Genomic DNA, 23,502 nt, shown 5'->3' on the forward strand with positions numbered 1-23,502 from the left:
TAAACACCGACGTCTCACACGGGTTTGCAAGATCTTTCCCGTCCTCGAAGTCTTACTGGATCAGTGAAAAGATTATGGATAGAATCTTTTATATAATAGATGATAAAAATGGAGAAGAAACCAGAGTCAGTTCTGGTTTCTTCTCCATTTTTTGCTTTTGATTCTCCAGATACACAGGATCATGCGGATCAGGCAGTCGACTGCGATTGCAAGCCAGACACCGACGACACCGAGTCCGAGCGGGTGGATTGCAAACCAGACGAGACCGATGCGCAGTCCCCACATGCCGATGATGCTCACGAGGAGAGCGAAGCGGACATCACCGGAAGCGCGGAAGATTCCGCCGGCGATCACGGTGAAACTGAAAAAGATCTCCGTCGTGGCTGCGACAAAGAGGGTGCGCGTTCCGAGTGCGACGACATCAGGGTCCGGGCTGAACAGGTGGATGATCGGACCGGAGAACAGGGCGACAGGAACGCAGGCGAGAACGATGACGATCGAGCCAATCCAGCTGATCCGGACGGCAAAGCGGTCTGCGAGGTCTGTTCGATGTGCGCCGAGTGCCTGCCCGACAAGTGCGGTTGCGGTGTAGGCAAAACCGTAGGCGGGCAGGTAGAGAATTCCCTCTGTCTGGTTCGTCAGATAATGGGCGGCGAGGGAGATTGTACCAAGTCCCGAGATCATCGCGGTCAGGGCGATCTGTCCAGAAGTCAGAGTCAGGCGCTCAAGGAGTACGGGCACGCTGATCTGCCAGAGCTGGGCGAGGGTCTGCCGTTCTACGCGAAAGTCTGCGTGAAGAAGATTGAGCTGAATCGGTGTCTTTCCAAATGTCAGAAAGGCGAGAAGGATCAGCAGGAGCAGACACTGGGAGAGTGCGGTCGAAGTTCCGGCACCGGCGACACCGAGACCTGCTCCCCAGATCGAAAACGAAGTTCCTCCAATCGTGATTGTCCGTGTCGGATAGATCAGGAAAAAGTTTCCGATGATGTTGGCGACGTTTGCCGTCAGGTTGGCGGTCAATGGAATCCGTGTGTTTCCGGCGGAACGGAAGACTGCGGAGATCGTCACGCACATCGCCTGTGCAGTCAGCCCAAAGCCGATGATCTGCATGTAGCGCTGAGCCTGAGGGATGACCTCGGGATCTGCGCCGAGCCAGATTGGGAGCGGGTGACAGATCAGTTCCACTGCCAGAGACAGGGTGATTCCGAGAACCGCAGAACAGAGGAGAGCCTGAGCTGTGATGCGCCGGGCGTGGACGGGATCTCCAGCGCCGACGGTGTGGGAAATCAAATAGGAGAATCCCACGCTGAGCGCAGTGATAAATCCGTTGATCAGCCAGATGCTCGAGATGTTGACGGCAACGGCCGCAGTCGCAGATGCGCCGATCGAGCCGACCATTGCGGTATCTGCGAGGGAAGCCATACAGATCAGAAACTGTTCGAGGATCGCGGGCCATGCGAGCATCAGAATCGTGCGCGTCAGGTGGCGCTGGGCGGAGTCGGACAGAATGTCTGGGGTCTGTGATTCCTTTGACTGTGCTCTTGTTTGGGTGCTTGCGTTACTCATGATCCGGCACCGAAAAACCGTTCTGTTTTAAAACCCAGGAGGCAACGGCACGGTTTGTGTCGAGCCATGCGCCGTGAGATTTCATGTAGCCGATCAGCCGGCTGAGCATCTGAACACGGCTTGCGCGTCCGACAAACTGAGGGTGGAGAACGAAGTTGATCATGCGTCCCTCGACGGCAAGGGTGTCAAACTCATCTTTCCAGATCTCGTACATCTCATCCGGGGACTTGAGTCCGTAGCGTTCCGGGGCGGCATCGGTGTAGAAATCATAGGCGGTGTCGTCGAAGATCGAGTCTTTTGGAAGTTCGACGAGCGGGACGGTCTTTCCGTCGATCTGGTGGAGAAACGGACCGTCGCTGTCACGCCAGTTACTGCTGTAAATATAGCCGTGCTCAAGGAAGAGGCGCAGGCTGTAATCGTGGATGACTCCACCGGGTGCGCGATGACCGGCGATTTTCTGACCGGTCAGATCATAGATGATCTTTTCACTGCGATGCATTGTTGCGTCTTCCTGCTCGTAAGTCGTTGCAGTGGATTCCTCGTGGAGATAGCCGTGGAAACCGATGTCGTGTCCGCGTCTTGCGATTTCTTTCACGACGAGTGGATATTTCTCTGCGATGACACCCGGGATGAAGAAGGTTGCCTTTACCTGATGGACGTCGAGCATGTCGAGGATGCGCGGAACTCCCTGTTTCGGACCGTATGCCCCGCGGGAAAGGTTTGTCATGTGTGCGGTGCTTCCGTCTCCGTGTGTTGTCCACATCGTTTCTGCATCGAGATCGAATGCCATCATGACGGCAATTCGTTTGTTATCCGGCCATTTGATTGTCTCTGCGTTCATCACTGAATTCCTCCGTTTTCTTCTGTCCGATTGTTTAAGTTTGTCGACAGATTTTGAGTCTGATTTCCGTTCTGATTCTGTTCCAGGACATAGCGGGCAACTTCCTCGCAGGTTGCAATCCATGCGCCGTGTGCCTTCATGTAGGAAATCAGTTCGCCGACCATTCCGATTCGACTTGCGCGACCGATCATCTGAGGGTGAAGTTTCAGGATGAAAATCTTGTTACCTTCGAGTGCAAGTCCGTCAAATTCCTGTTTCCAGTTTCCGAATACCTCGCGGTTCGGATACATACAGCGGACAGCGGGATCACTGAACGTGAAATAATAATAGGTAAAATCGTCCATCGTGATGTCGTTTGGAAGCTCGACGAGAGGAAGCGTCTTGTCATCCTGCTCCCAGAGATAAGCCCAGTCACAGTCTTTCATTGAGGAGCTGTAAAGGTATCCGCGCTCAGCAAGAAGCTGTGGGGTAAACGGATGGATCACGCTCTCCGGTCCGCGGTGACCGACCGGTTTTCTTCCGGTGATCTCAGCAAGAATTGCCTCACTTCGGTCAAGAATCTCGCACATCTCCTCACGGGAGAGATTCGGATCGGACTCGTGCATATATCCGTGGCAGGCGATCTCGTGACCCCGGCGGTGAATCTCCTCAACGGTGTCGCGGTAAGTCTCAGCGACGATTCCCGGAACGAAGAATGTGGATTTGATGTTCATCGTGTCGAGCATGTCGAGGCATCGGCGAAGTCCTTCGTGCGGGCCATACTGTCCGCGGGAGAAGTCTGTGAATCCGATTTTCGTTCCCTTTGTCTTTGCGCGGGAGATGCGGAGAAATTCGGCATCGTAATCGAAGGTGACCATGACAGCAATCCGGGCACCATTCGGCCAGGTGATTGCAGGACCACTGCTTTTTCCATCTGCAATGTAACTCATAAGTAATGATACTCCTTTCAGGTTTCCATTAGTTTCCATTAGGTAGGTTTGCGTTTTTTGCAAATTTGTCAGAAATAAAACAAATGTATAAATATAGAAAATAAAGACATATTCCACTGCATCCATTAAAAGAGATCCGAATTTGTTCGGAATTGGGATGCATCTCGATTATAAGCATGGTTTTTCGCAATGTCAACTGCCAGCGCCTTTGCGTGAAAAAACAAAAAATGAGAAAAACAAATTACGAATGACATTTTCACTAGATTTTGTATGATTTCTGTTCGGATTTGCATACATGGACAGTTGAAACCTGTGGATGAAAGTGCTATAATTATGCGATATCTTGTATTTTGATACATATAGGTACAAATGAGGAGGAGAAAAACAATGAGAAAAAGTCTGATTTGGGCAGCAAGCGCAATGATGGCAATCGGTCTGCTGACCGGTTGTGGAAGCAGTAAGAGTGCGGAGACCACCGCAGAGGCTTCTGTCGCAGAGAGCAGTAGTGAGGAGAGCACTTCCGCAGAGGCTGAGAGCAGTTCTGAGGAAGCAGAGAGCAGTGAGGCAGAGGTATCTGCTGACAACCCATTCAACGGAAAGACCGTAAAGGTTGGATGTTCTGCAACTTTCGTACCGTTTGAGTCTATCGAGATGGCAGCAGACGGATCAAAGACCTATGTTGGTATGAACATCGACATCGTAAAGGATGTTGTTGAGAAGAATGGCGGAACCGTAGAGTTCGTTGATATGCCGTTTAAGAGCCTGATGGCAGCAATTCAGGCTGGACAGATTGATTTCTGCAGTGGCGGTATGGCTCCGACTGAGGAGAGAGAGAAGACTCTGGATTTCTCCGATATCTTCTTCTATCCGAGAAATGCAATCGTATATCGCGCAGAGGATGATTATCCGAACCTGGATTCCCTTCAGGGCAAGACCGTTGCTTATGCATTTGGAACCAACTACCAGCAGGTAGCTGAGAGCATTCCGGATGCTCAGGCAGTAGGTATTCAGGGAAGCCCGGCATGTATCGAGGAAGTAAAGAGCAAACGTGCAGATGCCTGCATCATTGATGGTGCTGGTGCAGCAGAGTTCTTAAAGAACAATGCAGAGCTGAAGATGAGCCTGCTTGACAAGACCGATGACTGCTTTGCAATCGGTTTCCCGAAGAATTCTCCGTACTATGAGACCTTCAACAACACGCTCAAAGAGATGATGGAGAATGGTGAGCTTGATGCCATCATCGCAGATCATCTGAGCGAGCAGTTCATTCTGGACTAATTTGATTTTTGATTAATGAATCCGGAAAGGTAGGAATATTTATATGAAGCTCGATTTTAGTAGCGTCTGGCAGTATTGGCCGTTTCTTTACCATGGCGCGCTGACAACCTTAAAGATAACGGCTATCTCGGCTGTGCTTGGATTCGTGCTTGGTGTTCTGCTGTCGTTGATTAAAATCAGCAAATGCAGACCATTAAACTGGTTTGGAACGTTTTATACTTCTATTTTCCGAGGAACTCCGCTTCTCGTTCAGCTGTGTATCGTCCATTTTGGACTTCCGCAGTTGACGGGAATGACATTGACGACGATGCAGTCCGGTGTTCTGACGTTCTCTCTGAATTCCGCAGCGTATATCTCTGAGATTTTCCGAGGCGGAATCAATGGTGTAGACAAGGGACAGTATGAGGCTGCAATGTCCCTCGGTGTCGGCTATCGCGATATGATGAAGGACATCATTCTTCCACAGGCTGTCAAGCACATCCTGCCGAGTTTGGTGAACGAGGCGATTTCTCTGTTGAAGGAGTCCTCGATTCTTTCTTATATCGGAGCGGTGGAACTGCTTCGTGCAGCAGATCAGATCACGGTGCTCACATTCCGTTTCTTTGAGCCGTATCTGGTTATCGCTGTGATTTATTATATTCTGGTAATGATTTTATCGATGGTTGCAAGCCGTCTTGAGAGGTGGGTGAACAGAAGTGATCGAGTTTCGTGATGTACATAAGAGCTTTGGCTCTCTGGAAGTATTAAAGGGAATCAACTTAAAGATCGAGAAGGGACAGGTTGTAACCCTGATCGGACCGTCCGGTTCCGGAAAATCCACGATTCTGAGATGTATGAACCTTCTGGAGCGTCCGACAAGCGGTCAGGTGCTGATCACAGGAAAGGATATTACCGCACCGAAGACGGATATTCAGGGAATCCGAAAGAACATCGGAATGGTGTTCCAGCATTTTAATCTGTTCCCGCATATGACTGTCATGGAAAATATGACGTATGCCCCGATCCGTGTAAATAAACTCTCCAAGGATCAGGCAGAGCAGAAGGCGATGGAATTGCTGAAACTCGTTGGGCTGACGGAGAAGGCACAGTCTTATCCGGGCAAGCTCTCTGGTGGTCAGAAGCAGAGAATTGCAATTGCGAGAGCGCTTGCGATGGAACCGGAGATCATGTTGTTCGATGAGCCGACGAGTGCACTTGATCCGGAGATGGTAAAAGAGGTTCTTGAGGTTATCAAGGGACTCGCACATACCGGAATCACGATGGCGCTTGTCACGCATGAGATGGGATTTGCGAGAGAGGTATCTGACAGAGTTTGCTTCATCGATAATGGACTGATTGTCGAGGATGCCGATCCGGCAGAGTTCTTCTCACATCCGAAGAGCGAGAGAGCACAGAATTTCCTGGATATGGTGCTGTAATCAAGGCTATCTCTTGGGAGTTTTGATTTTGGTACTAATAGGAATCGAATTCTTTTATGAATTTTGAGGGCTTTGAGAATTTTGAAAATTGGGTGGGGCTCCTCAGGCGGGTAAAGTCCTGCAAACTCGTTCGCACTCCGGGTTCGACGTAACGGTGCATAAGGTCGCAGAATACGCGACCTAAACACCGACGTCTCACACGGGTTTGCAGGATCTTTCCCGCCCTCAGAGCCCTGCTAGTTACTCTCAAGATTCTAAAGAATTTCATTCCAACTATTAACATAACGCATAAAAACAGAAATGTGAAAAAGAAGTCTTGCGAGGCTTCTTTTTTTGCACTATAAAAAAATTTAGATAGAAGTTATAGGAAAAAATTAAAGATGAGAGAGAGTTAGGCGGGACTTTACAACCCACGTTACAACTGCTAAAATGGTGCAAGACTCAAAATTCTTATTTTATGAAATTGGATAAAAAATCAAAATATGAGTATACAGAATTATTTGAACGTGTAATGTGAGAAAGGAAAGAACAATGTATATAATTGCAGGACTTGGAAACCCGACACGGGAATATGATAAGACAAGACACAATGCAGGCTTTTCCGTGATCGATGTGCTGGCAGATCGCCACAACATTGATGTGAGTGAGAAGAAGCATAAAGCACTTTGTGGAAAGGGAATGATAGAGGGCGAGAAGGTCATTCTTGTAAAACCGCAGACATACATGAATCTTAGCGGAGAAAGTATCCGTGAGGTTATGGACTACTACAAGCTTGATCCGTCTGAAGAGCTGATTGTGATTTACGATGATATCAGCCTTAATCCGGGACAGCTCAGAATCCGTCTGAAGGGAAGCGCAGGCGGTCACAATGGAATCAAAAATATCATTGCCCAGCTTGGAACTCAGGAATTCCCGAGAATCAAGGTTGGAGTTGGTGCAAAACCGCCGAAGATGGATCTTGCAGATTATGTGCTGGGACATTTTTCAGCTGAAGATCAGACTGTGATGAATGAAGCATTTAAGGAGGCATCAGACGCAGTAGAAATGATGTTGCGAGAGGGTGCTGATCGTGCGATGAATCATTATAATGCGAAGAAAAAAGCAGAGTAAAAGTATTTAAAGGGATTTTTCAGATTCACTGTAGAATTATCCAGTATAATATGGAAGCGACAGAGGCGAGAAGGTCTAAGCAAACCCGTGTGAGACGCCGGTGCATAAGGTCGCGTTTTTTGCGACCTTATGCACCGCTGCGTCCGCTCTGCGTATCGAGGAAGCGCCAGTGACGCTTCCGCTGATTTACCCGGAGTGAGAACGGGTTTGTGTGACTTATCTCGCCGGCGGAGCATTATGAAAGAAAATGTGAGTATGAAAAAACACTATTACAATGAATAATAACGTGTAAAAAATATCGATGTAAGTAATTTTGAAGATGGATTGAAAAATTATTTTAATGCGACATGTGGAGGTGAAGAGAAGATGAGTCAGGTATTTGCAAGTCCGCTGTCGGAACTGGCGGAGTTCGAAGAGTTGAATCGAGAGATCCAGCGGAGAAAAGGTCCCGTTCAGGTCAGCGGATGCATGGATTCCCAGAAAGTACATCTGATGCAGGAGATGGCATCTGAGATACCATGGAAACTTGTGGTGACGTATGAGGATGCAAGAGCAAAAGAAATCTACGACGATTTCTGCTGTTTCCGAAATGATGTGTGGCTGTATCCTGCAAAGGATCTGCTGTTTTACAGTGCGGATATTCACGGAAATCTTCTGGCGCGCCAGCGAATCTCTGTGCTTCGTCATCTGATGGAAGATGCATCCGGTGTGATCGTGACGACACTTGACGGTCTGATGGATCATCTTCTCTTGCTTTCGCAGATGAAAAAACACGTTTTGCATATTGAGAACGGTCAGGAACTCGATCTGGATTACTGGAAAGATCAGCTTGTGCGACTCGGATATGAGCGCACCGCTCAGGTTGACGGCATGGGGCAGTTCTCAATCCGCGGAGGCATTCTCGACATTTTTCCGCTGACCGAGGAAGTGCCGATCCGAATTGAGCTGTGGGACACGGAGGTTGACTCAATCCGCTCGTTTGATTTGGAGAGTCAGCGCTCGATTGAACAGCTCGATTTGATTTCCATCTATCCGGCGATGGAGACGATTCTGACCCCGTTTCAGCTCACAGATGGAGTGAAGAGAATCCGTGAGGAGGAGAAGATCTATGAGCAAAGTCTGAGAAGTCAGCGAAAGACCGAGGAAGCCGGGCGCATCCTGCGGATTGTGAATGAGCTGACTGAGGGCATTGAGGAGGGATGGGATCTACAGGGGCTTGATGCCTATCTCTCGTATTTCAGCAAGGAGACGGTGTCATTTCTTGATTACTTCGATCCGGAGACGAGTATAATCTTTCTGGATGAGCCGGCGCGGCTTCGCGAAAAGGGAACCGCAGTTGAGACAGAGTTTCGAGAGAGCATGATGCACCGCCTGGAGAAGGGATATTTGCTTCCGGGGCAGACTGCTCTTCTCTATCCGGTCAATGAGGTTCTCGCACATGCACAGCGCGCAAATACCGTTTATCTGACCGGACTGGAACAGAAACTTCCGGGGATGGAAGTGAAGAACCGCTATGCGATCAGTGTGAAGAATGTTGCGTCCTATCAGAATAATTTTGAGATGCTGATCAAGGATCTTCAACGGTGGAAGCGCGAGAAATACCGTGTGATTCTGCTCTCGGGTTCGAGGACAAGGGCAAGCCGTCTTGCGGGCGATTTGAGAGAGTACGAGTTGAGTGCATTCTGCCCGGATGATGAGGAGCGAAAGGTTCAGCCCGGCGAGATTCTTGTGACTTATGGAAAGCTCCACCGTGGATTTGAGTATCCGCAGATTCGATTTGTCGTCATCACTGAGGGCGATATGTTTGGCGTGGAGCGTAAGAAAAAGAAGCGTCGGAAAACCTCGTATGAGGGAAAGAAGATTCAGAGTTTTACTGAGCTTTCTGTCGGCGACTATGTTGTCCACGAAGATCATGGACTCGGTATTTACCGCGGAATCGAGAAAATCGAGAGAGACAAGGTCGTAAAAGATTATCTGAAGATCGAGTACGCGGATGGGGGAAATCTTTATCTGCCGGCGACAAGACTCGAGGGAATCCAGAAGTATGCGGGCGGGGATGCAAAGGCGCCGAAGTTAAATAAACTCGGCGGAGAGCAGTGGAACAAGACAAAGACGCGCGTGCGCACTGCTGTGAAGGAGATCGCGAAGGATTTAGTCAAGCTCTATGCGGCGCGACAGAATACGGATGGATTTGTTTATGGACCGGACACGGTGTGGCAGAGAGAATTTGAGGAACTTTTCCCGTATGAGGAAACCGACGATCAGCTCACTGCGATCGAGGACACGAAGCGCGATATGGAGAGCCATAAGATCATGGATCGTCTGATCTGTGGAGATGTTGGTTATGGCAAGACGGAGATTGCCCTGCGCGCAGCATTTAAGGCGATTCAGGAGGGCAAACAGGTCGTCTATCTCGTTCCGACGACAATTCTTGCGCAACAGCATTACAATACCTTTGTTCAGCGTATGAAAGAATTCCCGGTCCGCGTTGATCTGATGTCACGCTTCCGGACTCCGACGCAGATCAAGAACACGATTGAGGCACTCAAAAAGGGACAGGCGGACATCGTGATCGGCACACACCGCGTGCTCTCAAAAGATGTGAAATTCAAGGATCTCGGTCTTTTGATCATCGATGAGGAACAGCGCTTTGGTGTCGCGCACAAAGAGAAAATCAAACAGCTCAAGGAAAATGTCGATGTTTTGACGATGACGGCGACACCGATTCCGCGTACCCTGCACATGAGTCTCGTCGGAATCCGCGATATGAGCGTGCTCGAAGAACCGCCGGTTGACCGAGTTCCGATCCAGACCTATGTGATGGAGTACAACGAGGAGATGATCCGCGAGGCGGTGAACCGTGAGCTTGCGCGGGGCGGACAGGTCTACTATGTATATAACCGCGTCAAGGATATCGAGGAGGTTGCAGGAAAGATTCAGAAGCTCGTTCCGTCCGCAAATGTCGTCTACGCGCACGGGCAGATGTCGGAGCACAAGCTCGAGAAGATTATGTTTGATTTTATCAACGGCGATACCGATGTGCTTGTGTCGACGACGATCATTGAGACGGGACTTGATATTCCGAATGCGAATACGATGATCATCCACGATGCCGACCAGATGGGACTCTCCCAGCTCTATCAGCTCCGCGGGCGTGTTGGACGCTCGAACCGCACGTCGTATGCATTTCTGATGTATAAGAGAGACAAACTCCTCAAGGAAGAGGCGGAGAAGCGTCTTCAGGCAATCCGAGAATTCACGGAACTCGGAAGTGGAATCAAGATCGCGATGCGAGATCTCGAGATTCGAGGAGCGGGAAATGTGCTCGGCGCGGAACAGCACGGCCATATGGAGGCAGTCGGATACGATCTGTACTGTAAGCTCTTGAATCAGGCAGTCCTTGCGCTCAAGGGAGAGCGAAATGAGGAGGACGAGTTCGAATCCGTTGTGGAGTGTGACATCGACGCTTATATTCCGGCTTCCTATATCAAGAATGAGTATCAGAAGCTCGACATTTACAAGCGAATTTCTGGGATTGAGAACGAAGAGGAATACATGGATATGCAGGATGAACTGCTTGACCGTTTCGGAGAGATCCCCAAACCGGTGGAAAATCTGCTTGTCGTCGCGATGCTCAAAGCAGAGGCACACCGCGCTTATGTGACGGAGGTCAAAATCAACCGTCAGGAAGTGCGCTTAAAGATGTTCAAGCAGGCAAAACTCGATCCGTCGGGAATTCCGGAGCTTGTTGCTTCTCAGAAGGGCAATCTCAAGTTTATGATGACGGAAGAACCGTATTTCCTGTATACAGAGAGAAAGAAGCAGAAAGATTGTATGGCAATGCTTGAGAAGGCGAAAGAGCTTCTTCTTTCGATCGGAAAACTTGCGGAAGATGCGAAAAATACAAACGATATAAAAGAACAGGATTCTGAGAATACGAATGAGAATACGAATGAGAAGGCAAATCAGAGTACAAATCAGAATACAAATTAGGACGATGTGAATCAGCATGTGAGATTGAGATGTGCAAAAAACCAAAAAAATCTCAGATGATTGTGGATAAAAAGATGCGCGGAGGATTGTGGAAATCTTCCGCGCATTTCTTATGTGGAAAAATACTATTCCGAAGACATGTGGATGATTCAAGTCGACTTTTTCGAAGACTTGGTTATATTACTGCTCCATCTTCTTCAGGATACTCTCAGCCACGCTGAGTCCGTTTGCAGATGCCTGCTGAAGTCCTCTTGTCACAGATGCACCGTCACCGACTGCGCGCAGACCGGAGATGCTTGTCTCGAAGTCCTTGTTTACGACAACTTTGTTGGAGTAGAATTTTACCTCAACACCGTAGAGCAGAGTCTCATCACTTGCGATACCCGGCGTTACCTTGTCGAGTGCGATCAGCATCTCGCTGATATCTTTCATGATACGGTAAGGCAGAACGAGAGACAGATCGCCCGGAACGGCATCCTTTAAGGTCGGGATCAGGTTGTTTCTGCACAGACGCTCCTCTGTGGTACGACGACCTCTCTGGAAATCACCGAAGGTCTGAACCATGATGCGACCACCGCAGAGCATATTGGAGAGCTGGGCGATGTGCTTGCCGTACTCGATCGGCTCGTTGAACGGACGGGTGAAGTTCTTGCTTACGAGAAGTGCGAAGTTCGTGTTGGTTGTCTTGTACTCCTGAGACTTGTAAGCGTGACCGTTTACAACGGCGAGACCGTTCTCATAGTACTCCGTTGCAACTTCACCGGACGGGTTGGTACAGAAGGTACGAACCTTATCATCGAAGGTCGGGGTGTAGTAGACGAGCTTTGCCTCATAGAGGTTCTTGTTCAGGAACTCCATAACCTCATCGCGAACCTCAACACGGACACCGATATCGACGGTTCCGACCTGAGTCTCGATATCATGCTCTCCGCAGACGTGGGAGAACCAGTCAGAGCCCTCTCGACCGATTGCGGAAACGATTTCCGGCGCATAGTAGGTCTCGCCCTTGTCGGTGATGACGCCCTTTGCGACGTTGTCCTCGATTATGATGTTCTCAACCATCGTGTTGAACTCCATAATGACACCCTGAGCGAGCAGATGCTCCTGAAGACGGGTGTAAATCTTGTATCCCTCCTCGGTTCCGAGATGACGGATCGGGCACTCAATCAGCTTTAAGTTTGCGCCGATTGCCTTACGGCGGATCTCCTCGATCTCTCTCTGCTTGTCGACACCGTATACGCTGGTGTCTGCGCCGAATTTCAGATAAATATCATCGGATTCCTTGATGAGTTGCACTGCGCGGTCATAACCGAGAATCTCCGGAAGATTTCCTCCGACATCCGGGGAGAGAGACAGTTTTCCATCGGAGAATGCTCCTGCGCCTGCAAATCCGGTCGTGATGGAGCACGGCTTACAGCCGACACATACACCAGTCGTTCTCTTCGGACATACACGCTTTTCGATCGGACGACCTTTCTCGATCATGAGAATTTTCATATCCGGTTTCTTCTCAATCAGTTTGTAAGCACAGAAGATACCGGACGGACCTGCTCCGATGATGATGACATCATAATTTTTCTGATTCTGACTCATGTACAAAACTCCTTTTCTTTAAACAAAAATGGTAATAAATAACCGCAATTCTGCATCGTTGATGTTGTTGATGCTGTCAAAAAGGCGCACAAAAAACCAGCATACGCGAAACAGAAGCCTGTAGGCAACTGTTTCGGCAGCTGGTAGAAACGTTCAACCTTATCGTGGTTATTGTTCATGCATCGCATAAACTCGAACCTATCTTGAACCTATACACGCATTTTGACGTTAATAGGCTATCACAAAATGCAGAATTTCGCAAGAGAAAAATGTCCTGTATTTCCATTAAAACAAGCGAGAATTATCCATTTTTCTTTGCGGATGTTGCCTCCATGTCAGCCGGCAGAACCAGGTTCAGAATGACGGATACGAGGAAGACAACGGCAACGCAGTTTTCTGCAAACACGGTGCGGATGATTTGCGGGAAGATCTCGAAGAGCTCCGGTGCCTGAGTAAATCCGATTCCGACACTCAGAGAAACCGAGGCGATCGTGATGTTTCTCTGGCTGTAACCGCAACGGCTCATCATCTGGATTCCACTCATGACGATCATTCCGAACATCATGATCGTGCAACCGCCGAGAACCGCATCCGGGAGCGTTGCAAGAAGTGCACCCACAGCCGGGAAGATGCCGGCAATGATCATGATAATAGCACCCGTCGCAATCGCATAGCGGTTTACGACTTTTGTCATTGCGACGAGACCGATGTTCTGGCTGAAGGACGTGATCGGAAGACATCCGAACAGTGCGGAGATCGAACTCACGAAACCATCGCAGGTGATCGATCCGGTCGTCTCTTTCTCGGAGGCATTTCGATCAAGTGCGGAGGATGCGAGTGCGGAGGTGTCACCGATCGTCTCTGTCGCAGAGACGAGGAAGATCAGCGTGACCGCGATAATCGCGTTCAGGTCAAACTCCGGCTTAAACGGGAGAAAGCTCGGAAGTGCGACAACAGAGACACCCTGCAAAGCAGAGAAGTCAACCACTCCCATAAAGATCGCAAGGATATAACCGACGATCAGTCCAAAGAGGACGGAGAGCTGTTTAAAATACGATTTTGCAAAAATGTGGAACAGCAGACAGCAGATCAGCGTCACCGTTCCGAGAATCCAGTTTGACGGTGCGCCGAAGTTTTCGCTTCCGCTGCCACCTCCGAAGGAGGCTGCACCGACAGATAACAGGGAAAATCCAATTGAGGTCACAACACTTGCGGAGACGATCGGAGTGATCAGCTTCATCCAGTACTTTGCAAACAGTCCGAGAATACCCTCGATCAGTCCGCCGACAAGGACAGCTCCGACAATTGCAGGGTAACCGTAGGCCGGACCGACATAGCAGAATACAGAGACGAATGTGAAGCTGATTCCCATCACAATCGGAAGTCCGGAACCGATCTTCCAAATTGGGAAGAGCTGAATCAGCGTTCCGATACCGGCGATGATCATTGCACACTGGATTAACATCGCGCTGTGGGAGGCATCAAGTCCGCAGGCTCCGGTGACAATGATGATTGGCGCAATATTTGCGACGAACATTGCCAGAATGTGCTGGAGACCAAACGGAACTGCCTGCGCGAGCGGGACATGACTGTCAAGTGTGTAAATGTTCTGAACGGAGGACTCTGTCGATTTCATCGTTTATGCCTCTTGCGGACGGAAGATGATCTCGCCCGTCTCGTCGTTCATGCCATCCACGATTGCGAGGGACTCGAGGTGGTATCCAAGGTTGCGGATCATGCGACCGCCCGGCTGGAAGCCCTTCTCGATTGCGATACCGATGCCCTCAACGGATGCGCCGGATTCAGCCACGATGGAGAGGAGTCCCTGAAGCGCACAGCCATTTGCAAGGAAGTCGTCGATGATCAGGACGTGATCCTCCGGACTCAGTACCTTCTTGGAAACGATGATCTGATTCTTGCACTTGTGGGTGAAGGACTCTACCTCAGCGACATACATCTCACCGTCAAGATTGATGCTCTTGGATTTCTTTGCAAATACAACCGGAACATGGAAGTGACGTGCAACCAGGCAGGCAATGCCGATGCCGGAAGCCTCGATTGTCAGGATCTTAGTGATCGGAGCGTCACCAAAACGTTTCTTGAACTCAGCACCCATCTGATCGATCAGCTCAATATCCATCTGATGATTCAGGAAGGTATCTACCTTCAGTACGTTACCCGGTTTTACAACTCCGTCTTTTACAATGCGTTCTTCCAGAAAATTCATTCTCTTTCCCTCTCCTATGTTTATTAAAATTAAAAAAGTTTGCGCAGAAAATGCGCAGACCTATTAGATAGTTACAGATATTGTACTACAAACAAGAAAAAATGAAAATGAGACATTTAGCCATTTTTTTTGAAGATCTGTATCACTTTATAAGGGGATTTTCATAACAGAAAATCCCCTTCTGAGTTATACACTCCGCGAAGATACGCAGTAATTCTGATGGGAAAAGGTCAGCAAAGCTGACTGGAATTACGCGTCAGGTCGATGCTTGCGTCGACTTGAACTCAACTTACAATTTCGACCAGCATTTTGGCAGTTTCGGATTTTCCACACGGACCGGATCAGGGTAAGTCTCTCCGAAAAGCTCGACCTCAACAGTTTCAATCACCTGAGGTTCTACCGGTTTGTTGACTTCAACTCCCGGAATCGGAAAATCGACGGGAACGGTCTTCACGCCCGCAATGCGCTTGATTTCGTCCATTCCAGATACGACATGTCCAAATACCGGGTAGGTTCCCTTATGATCCGGACAGTCGCGGAGCGGGAAAAAGAACTCACAGCTTGCAAGTCCTGCTTCTCCATATCCGCCCATGCAGACACAGCCCGGGTGGGAGTCGAGTGGAGTGATCTCCGGATGAAGTTCAAATTCATTCGGAATCAGATATTGAAGTTCTTTCTTTCCAAATGCCGTATAGCTGACATCAACCCAGTTTCCCGGGACGATGCGCTCAATCGCATGGTGGTCAAGATAGCCATTGCAGGCACCAAAGAGAAAGCTGTTTACGGTGTTCGGTGCGGACTCGGGAAGAAGTTCAATCACGATGTCGGCACCGTTTGCCATATGAAGTGTGACAATCGGATGTTTCATGCCAGATCTGTATCCTCCTGTTTTTTGCAATTATTCGTAACTGTTCAGTACCTTCACAGTCACGAGCAAAAATCTATTAAAAATTGTCTTCGACAATGGGATTTTTGCTTGCCAGCTCATATTTTTGTACGGTCAGCGCAGTAAATGCGCAGACCTACTGAACAGTTACAATTATTCAATGATCTCAAGCTGTTTCGGATAGTGGTTGAGCACTTCGACGCCGTCCTCAGTCACGAGAACAAGGTCCTCAACGCGCACACCCGTATCCTTCGGCAGATAGATACCCGGTTCGATCGAGAAGATCATGCCCGGCTTTGCCTCCCACATGTTTGTCGAGGAGACATCTCCGAACTCATGCTCGGACAGACCGATAAAGTGACCGAGACGATGTGTAAAATATTCGCCCCAACCGGCGTCGCTGATCAGACCTCTTGCAGTATCATCAAACACATGGAGCGGAACACCCGGACGGATCTTAGAGATTGCAGTCTCATTTGCCATGCGAACGGTATCATAGACTTTGCGGTGTTCATCACTTACCGTCTTAAAATAAAAAGTACGGGTCATATCGGAGCAGTAACCGTCCTTGATGCATCCGACATCGAATAATACGCAGTCGCCAGCCTTGACAACTGTGTCATCCGGAGAATGATGCGGATCAGCAGCATTTGCACCGAAAGCGACGAGTGGCGGGAATGAATAACCATCGGCACCGAGATCGAGATAGATCTGAAGCATCTGATCTGCGACCTCTTTCTCGGTTACGCCCTCGTGAATCAATGTCTTGAACTGAGCCATCGCCCTGTCATTGATGTCAGAAGCGACGCGCATTTTTTCCTGTTCCTCTTCATCCTTGACTCCGCGGGTCGTATCGACAGCGAGAGAACCGTTGATGAAAGCAGAAGCAGAGTGCATCTCCATCAGCGGAAGCAGGAAACGAGCCTTCAACTCCTTGTCCACTGCAAGCGGGGCATCCTTGTCGAGATACTTTGCAACGATTTCCATAATCGGATCGGTGTCAGAATACCATACTTTCTCAATGCCGACATCCTCCGGAACATGGAAGAGACGATTCAAGAAATAAACATGATGACCATCAGCGCGAAGCAGAAGACCGTAGAAACGCTCGAATGGAGACATAGAAACACCAGTCAGATAGCAGATAGACATCGGGTCAACGATCAGCATCTGCCCCGCCCCCTGCTCCTTCAATGCAGTGAGAATTCGATTTGCTCTTGATTCATTCATGATAAATAACGTCCTTTCTAATTCTATTTGTAATTTCTTATATATATCCGCTCTCTTAGTAAGAGGAAATCTACATAAGGAATTTTTATCTAAGGAAATTATAGTACGGATTAATCCGGGAAAAAAGATTCCAGATGCACAAAAAATCCCGGTTGCGGGATTTCATAAAAATATATTGCTTTATAGAATTTATTTGTATGCGGGCAACGAAGGCGAAAAAGTCACTGCAAACCCGAAGTGCGAGTTTGCAGGACTTATTTTGCCGGAGTCGCCCGGAGAAAAAATTAGAACTGCGTCCTCAGCTTCGGATCAAGCAGATCTCTGAGTCCATCTCCGATAAAGTTCGCCCCGACAGCCATCGTGAAGATCGCAAGTCCAGGAAATCCTGCGACCCAGAACTTATTGAAGTAATCCACGCCGTCAGAAACCATCATGCCCCACTCCGGGGTTGGCGGTGCAGATCCAAGTCCGAGGAAGCTCAGCGTCGAGAACATCAGGATCTTATTTCCGATATCGGTCGTCGCCATAATCAGCACGGAGCTGACACTGTTCGGGATGATGTCGAACATCAGAATGCGGAGTTTGGAAGCTCCGAGTGCTTCGGAAGCAGTGACATACTCATTTTCCTTGACGCTGAGCACGACGCTTCGCATCAGGCGCGCGTAAGTCGGCCATGAGACGATGACGAGTGCAAACATCGTATTGAACAGATTAGATCCCATCACGGCGTTGATGATCATTGCGAGGATCAGCGACGGGAAGGAGAGGATCATCTCCGAAAAACGCATCATCACGTTGTCGATCCATCCGCCGACATATCCGGCGAGAGCTCCGTAGAGCGTTCCGATCACACCTGCGATCGTGACGGAGAGGCATCCTGCAAGCAGGGAGTAGCGTCCGCCATAGATCACACGGCTGAAAATGTCACGTCCGAAGTTGTCCGTTCCAAACCAGTGGAGTGCGGATGGCGCTTTCAGACGCATCGTCAGATCCTGGGTGATCGGATCATATGGGGCGATAACCGGAGCGAGGATGGCAGCCAGAATCCATCCGAGACAGATGAGAATTCCCAGCGTAAAAAGATAGTTGGATTTCAAAAGTTTTTTCAGGGAATGAATCATTAGTTGCACCTCACTCTCGGATCGATGATTCCGTACAGGATATCGACGATCGTGTTGATAATCATGTAGTTGAGTGCAATCAACAGAGCGACTCCGATGATTGCAGGATAGTCAGCCGCCATGACAGATTCGTAGGCGAACTGTCCGACGCCCGGCCATTTAAAGATTGTCTCGACGAGAACCATACCGCCAAGCAGGTTGCCGAGTCCCAGACCAATGACAGTCATAACCGGGATCAGCGCATTGCCGAGTGCATGGTGGATAATCAGTGCCATACCGCTAAGACCCTTCGCTTTTGCAGTTCGGATATAGTCGGTAGACAGTGTGTCGAGCAGGTTCGATCTCGTGGTTCTTGTAATCAGTCCCATCGTGAAAGCAGCAAGCACGATGCTCGGCAGGATCAGATGACGGACTGCGTCGAGCGCTTTCGCCGTGTCACCCTCGATCAGACTGTCGATGACGTACATGCCGGTCACGGTTGCCGGGGCAGAGAACGAATTGCTGAGTCGTCCCGGTCCCGGAAAGATCTTCATCTTATAATAGAAGAAATAGAGCATCAGCAGTGCAAACCAGAATGCCGGAATGCTGACGCCGGTGACGGAGATGGCTCTCACAATCTGATCGAGAATGCTGTTTCGGCGAATGGCAGAGATGATGCCAAACAGGATGCCGAACAGGGACGCGATCACAATGGAGAAAAGAGCCAGCTCCAGAGTTGCCGGATAGCACCGCGCGAGGTCGTCAAGGACCGGGCGGTTGGTGCGGATGGACGTTCCAAGGTCAAAATGCAGTAGGTCACGAATGTAGTAGAAATACTGCACAATGAGTGGCTGGTCCAGACCGTGTTTTATGCGGTAGGCAGACACGATCTCCGGATCATTTAAGGCTCTCTGGCTCAAGTTTGCAACAACCGGATCACCCGGGATCATCTTTGTGAGGATGAAGACGAGGGTGGCAACTCCGAAAAGCATGACGGCCAGATAAACCACACGTTTTCCAATAAATTTCAGCTCTCCCATTTAGTACCTCTCTTTTGAATCTTGTGATGCAATCGTAAAAAACTTCCTATTATTTTACATTAATTTCCGTCAGGTCGATCGTGTAGGAATCAAAGATATCTACATTTGCCAGACGACTTGAGTGTGCAATATGTGCCGGAGCCTGTGCGATGACGATGAACGGACCATCCTCGTACATAGCATCCTGAATGTTCTCAAGAACCTGGGTTCTTGCATCGTTGTCGGTAGCAGCCATTGCCTCGGTGTACATACCTGCAAGCTCCGGATCAATCTCAGCAGTCCAGCCAGCACGTTTTCCTACGGTTCCACCCGGCAGGAACTCGAGCTGTACGTTCGGATCGCTGTAATCAACGCCCCAGTACATCACAGTGAATCCAAGCGTGCCATTGCGGTAAGCATCGCCGTAGCCGGCAGCCCATGCCTCGGTCACGATGTTGACGTCAATGCCGATCTGAGACAGGTCATCCTTTACCTTCTGTGCAAGGTCGGTCAGCTGGATTCCTTCCATATCCAGATCAGATACGGTCATATCTACGCTGAATCCATCCGGATATCCAGCGTCAGCGAGGAGCTGTTTTGCCTCTTCGATGTTTGTGTAATCGTCCGGACGATCGCCCTTGCTTCCCATGAAGCCTTCCTGAATGATGGAGTAAGGAGTCACGGTTCCCTCACCGCAGATCATGCGGATGCCGGAGTAATCAAGTGCCTTGCGGATCGCCTTCTGGACGTTCGGATCAGATACCGGACCGCCGTACTGCTCATCCATGTTCATCATCACGAAGCCGATCATCTTTGTCAGACCGTCGGTGATCTCCACGTTCTCAGCACCTTTAAGCTCCTCGAGCGTGTCGTCGGTCAGATTCAGTGCGATATCGATGTCTCCGCTGGAGAGCGTCATCATCTGGGTGTTTGCATCCGGCTGAATCTTTAAAATGTACTTGTCAACGTTTGTTGATGTGCCCCAGTAGTTCGGGTTCTTCTCAAGCACAACTTCCTCGTCCGGGGTGTAGCTCGTGAGGATGTACATACCGCTTCCTGCGCTTGCGCCATCGAGGAAGCTCTGTGCGGTATCGGTGGAAGCAGCATCTTCAGCGTCGGTTCCACCGTTCTCCTTGACAACTGCGCTGTCAAGAACAGCTAAGGAGCTGTAAGTCAGCTTAGAGAGAATTGCGCTGTCCGGCTCGGTTAAGTGGAAGACAACCGTGGAGTCATCCGGAGTCTCAATGCTGTCGATCGTGTCACAGATGAAGGACGGGTTGCCCTTTAAGTTCTTGGTACGGTTGATGCTGAATGCGACATCGGCGGAAGTCATCGTGTTGCCACTTGCAAAGACGATGCCGTTCTTTAATTTTACGGTCAGGGTCAGACCGTCGTCGGAGAACTCGTAGCTGTCTGCAAGAGCCGGCTGAGGAGTTCCGTCGTTCTCATAGAATTTGAACAGGTTCTCATAGCACGCATTGATGATCAGCTGAGGATACTTCTCATATACATATCCTGGATCGAGGGTGGAGAAACCAGCGCCCATTGCGACGATGACGGTGTTGTCGCCGGTGGAAGCCTGGGACTCGGAAGCGGAATCGGAAGATCCGGTCGGAGTCGTCTCAGTGGTGGACTTACCGCCACCACATGCTGTACAACCTACTGCGGTTGCCATAGCCAGTGCCAGAGCCATGAATTTTTTCTTTTTCATAATTGTGACCTCCTCTTTTTTCCTGGTTTGCAACGGTTCCGTATCGACAAGTTCAAGTTTAAATTCAAGTTTAAATTCAAGTTGCCGGTATCTTTCCGGTTGCAATGATTTTATCAGAGATGCCGGATTGCGGTTGCAGACCGACATGATCTCTCAGTCAAAATATTCAGGGAAGTGAGTATCCCTTGCTTAATCCCATGATTAGTCATGGATTCAGCTTGTTTCGTCTCAGTTTGTTCAGTCATAGAGATGACAGGCGACAAAGTGACCAGGCTCGATCTCTCGAAGCTCCGGAGTGTCGCAGGAACAGCGCTCGCACGCCTTCGGACATCTCGTGTGGAACCGACATCCGGACGGCGGATTTGACGGGCTTGGAACCTCGCCGGAGAGATGAATTCTCTCTTTCTGCTCGGAAGCGTCGACCTGCGGGATTGCGGAGAGAAGCGCCTCGGTGTAAGGATGATAGCGTTTTTCATAGAGCTGATCGTAAGTGGCGATCTCCACCATCTTTCCCAAGTACATCACTCCGACGCGGTCGCTGACCTGATAGACGACGTTCAGGTTGTGGGAGATGAAGAAGTAGGTAAGACCGAGTCTTTTTTTCAAATCCTGAAGCAGGTTTAAAACCTGTGCCTGCACCGACACATCGAGAGCGGAGACTGCCTCATCGCAGATGATGATCTGCGGGTTTAAGGCGAGCGCGCGGGCGATGCCGATACGCTGTTTCTGTCCACCTGACATCTCATGCGGATAACGGCTCAGATGATAGGTGTCGAGTCCGACGAGATGAAGAAGTTCCTCGATTCTCGCATTCACATCGATCTTTCCGGTCAGGTGATGGATCTCGAATGGCTCCATCAGGATCTGGCGAATCGTCCGTCTCGGGTTGAGGCAGGCAGAAGGGTCCTGAAAGATGATCTGTGCTTTCTTTCTCATCTGCTTTAAATCGTTTCCCCTGAGTGAGGAGATGTCCTCTCCGTCGAGGTAGACGTGACCGTCAGTCGGATTGATCAGTCGGATCAGCGTTCTTCCGAGAGTACTCTTTCCGCATCCGGACTCTCCGACGACACCGAAGGTCTCTCCCTTGAAGATATCAAAAGAGACATCGTCGACAGCGCGAACCGTGCCGGATTTCTTATCTTTTCCTTTGAAATATACTTTGACGTGATCGGCCCGGACAAGTACGTCTTTGGAATTTTCATGTTGTTCAGTCATTGTCAGAACCTCCTGTCGTTTCGTTCAAATTGTCGTAGCGCCAGCAACGCACCTTTCGATTTTCACCAGCGGAGAACACCGGAGGCTCTTCCTGCTTACAGCGCTCCGTCGCATATGGGCATCTCGGCCAGAAACTGCAGCCTGTGATTTTATCGGTCGGGTTCGGAACCATGCCCTCGATTGTGCTTAACGGATTTCTCTCTCTCGTGATCTTCGGAATCGCACTTAAAAGTCCCTGTGTATAAGGGTGGAGAGGATTATCGAAAATCTCACGCACCGGAGCCTGCTCGACGATGTGACCGGTGTACATGACGATGACAGTGTCGCACAGCTCGCTGACAACGCCGAGGTCGTGGGTGATGAAGACAACGGAGGTCTTCATCGTCTCGTTCAAGTGGCGGATCAGATCGAGGATCTGAGCTTGAATCGTCACATCGAGAGCCGTTGTCGGCTCATCGGCGATCAGAATCTGAGGCTGACAGGCGAGAGCCATCGCGATCATGACTCTCTGGCGCATACCGCCCGACATCTGATGCGGATACTCGTAAGCACGAACCGCCGGATTTGCAATGCCGACTGCCTGCATCATGCGAATCGCTTCATCCATCGCTTCCTTCTTCTTCATTCCGCGGTGTAATCTGAGCGATTCCGCAATCTGCTTTCCACAGCGGAGGATCGGATTTAACGAAGTCATCGGCTCCTGGAAGATCATCGAGATCTCATTTCCACGGATGCCTCTCATCTCTCTCTCAGAGAGTTTTGTGAGATCCTGACCGCGATAGAGGATCTGACCGCCGGTGATCTTTCCCGGGGGATTCGGGATCAACTGCATCATTGCGAGGGAGGAAACACTCTTTCCGCTTCCGCTCTCTCCGACGATTCCGAGCTTCTCCCCGCGATGAAGCGTATAATTTAAGTGATCAACCGCGTGTACGGTTCCCGCCATTGTCCGGAATTCCACGCACAGATCTTTGATTTCAAGTATCGTCTCTGCCTGATTCATAGTGCCCTCATTTCTGTTTCGTCTCTATTTCAACTATCTCAACTCTCTTTTGCTCTATCGATTTGGTGTTCAACAATTTAAAGTAGTAGAGTAAAATGAATAAAAAAATACGAATTTATGGAATTTGTTATTTAAGTGACAGAATACCACATTTTTTTAAGGAATTCAATAAGAAGAAACAGAAAAAACGAGAGCGAAACGATGGTGAAAGAGGGATCACGGGAAGAAGGCAGATCTTAAAAAATAAAGTATTCATGGGGAGAGAAACGGGAAAAAGGCGAATGAAGATAGAAAAAAATCAAAAAAGGTATAAAAAAGTATGTTGGATTTTGTCACATTGTTGAACGAAACGCTGGAAAATGTTATAATCAGAACATCATTTA

At 49.4% G+C, this 23,502-nt stretch carries 18 protein-coding genes; 5 read left to right on the forward strand and 13 right to left on the reverse strand.

Annotated features, from left to right (window positions below; all coding sequences use genetic code 11):
• Positions 1-126: 126 nt before the first annotated feature.
• The 3 genes from AC4EVX_RS01520 to AC4EVX_RS01530 are packed head-to-tail and all read right to left on the reverse strand — an operon-like array spanning position 127 to position 3,336.
• Positions 127-1,566: an MATE family efflux transporter gene (locus tag AC4EVX_RS01520; protein WP_177978170.1), complete on the reverse strand. Its 1,440-nt coding sequence runs from the start codon at positions 1,564-1,566 to the stop codon at positions 127-129.
• Entirely contained in the window at positions 1,559-2,407 is an 849-nt protein-coding gene (locus AC4EVX_RS01525; RefSeq protein ID WP_177978171.1) for a polysaccharide deacetylase family protein, read from the reverse strand. The genes AC4EVX_RS01520 and AC4EVX_RS01525 overlap by 8 nt, the downstream gene beginning before the upstream one ends.
• Positions 2,407-3,336 (reverse strand): polysaccharide deacetylase family protein, encoded by a 930-nt coding sequence (locus AC4EVX_RS01530; protein WP_177978172.1) that lies wholly within the window; start codon positions 3,334-3,336, stop codon positions 2,407-2,409. The genes AC4EVX_RS01525 and AC4EVX_RS01530 overlap by 1 nt, the downstream gene beginning before the upstream one ends.
• Positions 3,337-3,723: 387 nt before the next feature.
• Here AC4EVX_RS01530 and AC4EVX_RS01535 point away from each other — a divergent pair, with 387 nt between their 5' ends.
• The 5 genes from AC4EVX_RS01535 to mfd all read left to right on the forward strand — a co-directional run bounded on the left by AC4EVX_RS01535 (position 3,724) and on the right by mfd (position 11,135).
• On the forward strand, positions 3,724-4,614 hold the full coding sequence (locus AC4EVX_RS01535) for a transporter substrate-binding domain-containing protein (protein WP_308451856.1): 891 nt from the start codon (positions 3,724-3,726) through the stop codon (positions 4,612-4,614).
• A gap of 43 nt (positions 4,615-4,657) precedes the next feature.
• Complete coding sequence (locus AC4EVX_RS01540) at positions 4,658-5,326, forward strand: amino acid ABC transporter permease (RefSeq protein WP_177978174.1); 669 nt, start codon at positions 4,658-4,660, stop codon at positions 5,324-5,326.
• Entirely contained in the window at positions 5,310-6,032 is a 723-nt protein-coding gene (locus tag AC4EVX_RS01545) for an ATP-binding cassette domain-containing protein (protein WP_177978175.1), read from the forward strand. The genes AC4EVX_RS01540 and AC4EVX_RS01545 overlap by 17 nt, the downstream gene beginning before the upstream one ends.
• Positions 6,033-6,563: 531 nt before the next feature.
• Positions 6,564-7,142 carry an aminoacyl-tRNA hydrolase gene (gene pth / locus AC4EVX_RS01550; RefSeq protein WP_177978176.1) on the forward strand — a complete coding sequence of 193 codons (579 nt, stop codon included), beginning with the start codon at positions 6,564-6,566 and terminating at the stop codon, positions 7,140-7,142.
• A gap of 366 nt (positions 7,143-7,508) precedes the next feature.
• Entirely contained in the window at positions 7,509-11,135 is a 3,627-nt protein-coding gene (gene mfd / locus AC4EVX_RS01555; RefSeq protein ID WP_177978177.1) for a transcription-repair coupling factor, read from the forward strand.
• 180 nt (positions 11,136-11,315) lie between these two features.
• Here the strand turns inward: mfd and AC4EVX_RS01560 are convergent, their stop codons facing one another.
• From AC4EVX_RS01560 to AC4EVX_RS01605, 10 genes are all read right to left on the reverse strand, one after another.
• Complete coding sequence (locus tag AC4EVX_RS01560; protein ID WP_177978178.1) at positions 11,316-12,728, reverse strand: NAD(P)/FAD-dependent oxidoreductase; 1,413 nt, start codon at positions 12,726-12,728, stop codon at positions 11,316-11,318.
• A gap of 301 nt (positions 12,729-13,029) precedes the next feature.
• The gene (locus tag AC4EVX_RS01565; RefSeq protein ID WP_490159417.1) at positions 13,030-14,364 is read right to left on the reverse strand and encodes a uracil-xanthine permease family protein; all 1,335 of its coding nucleotides are present in this window, start codon (positions 14,362-14,364) and stop codon (positions 13,030-13,032) included.
• Positions 14,365-14,367: 3 nt separating this feature from the next.
• A complete protein-coding gene (locus AC4EVX_RS01570) occupies positions 14,368-14,955 on the reverse strand; it encodes a xanthine phosphoribosyltransferase (protein ID WP_177978148.1) in 588 nt (195 codons plus the stop codon).
• 289 nt (positions 14,956-15,244) lie between these two features.
• A complete protein-coding gene (locus AC4EVX_RS01575; protein WP_490159418.1) occupies positions 15,245-15,823 on the reverse strand; it encodes a peptidylprolyl isomerase in 579 nt (192 codons plus the stop codon).
• A 171-nt stretch (positions 15,824-15,994) separates the two neighbouring features.
• The gene (locus AC4EVX_RS01580; protein WP_490159419.1) at positions 15,995-17,071 is read right to left on the reverse strand and encodes a M24 family metallopeptidase; all 1,077 of its coding nucleotides are present in this window, start codon (positions 17,069-17,071) and stop codon (positions 15,995-15,997) included.
• Between the two features lie 284 nt (positions 17,072-17,355).
• Positions 17,356-18,192, reverse strand: coding sequence for an ABC transporter permease (locus AC4EVX_RS01585; protein ID WP_177977311.1), 837 nt, complete (start codon positions 18,190-18,192; stop codon positions 17,356-17,358).
• A complete protein-coding gene (locus AC4EVX_RS01590) occupies positions 18,192-19,211 on the reverse strand; it encodes an ABC transporter permease (protein WP_490159420.1) in 1,020 nt (339 codons plus the stop codon). Before AC4EVX_RS01590 ends, AC4EVX_RS01585 begins: the two co-directional genes overlap by 1 nt.
• 49 nt (positions 19,212-19,260) lie before the next feature.
• A complete protein-coding gene (locus tag AC4EVX_RS01595) occupies positions 19,261-20,901 on the reverse strand; it encodes an ABC transporter substrate-binding protein (protein WP_490159421.1) in 1,641 nt (546 codons plus the stop codon).
• Between the two features lie 237 nt (positions 20,902-21,138).
• A complete protein-coding gene (locus AC4EVX_RS01600; RefSeq protein ID WP_177977308.1) occupies positions 21,139-22,116 on the reverse strand; it encodes an ABC transporter ATP-binding protein in 978 nt (325 codons plus the stop codon).
• A complete protein-coding gene (locus AC4EVX_RS01605; RefSeq protein WP_177977307.1) occupies positions 22,109-23,119 on the reverse strand; it encodes an oligopeptide/dipeptide ABC transporter ATP-binding protein in 1,011 nt (336 codons plus the stop codon). The genes AC4EVX_RS01600 and AC4EVX_RS01605 overlap by 8 nt, the downstream gene beginning before the upstream one ends.
• Between the last annotated feature and the right edge of the window lie 383 nt (positions 23,120-23,502).

This window comes from Brotaphodocola sp. (assembly GCF_983179755.1).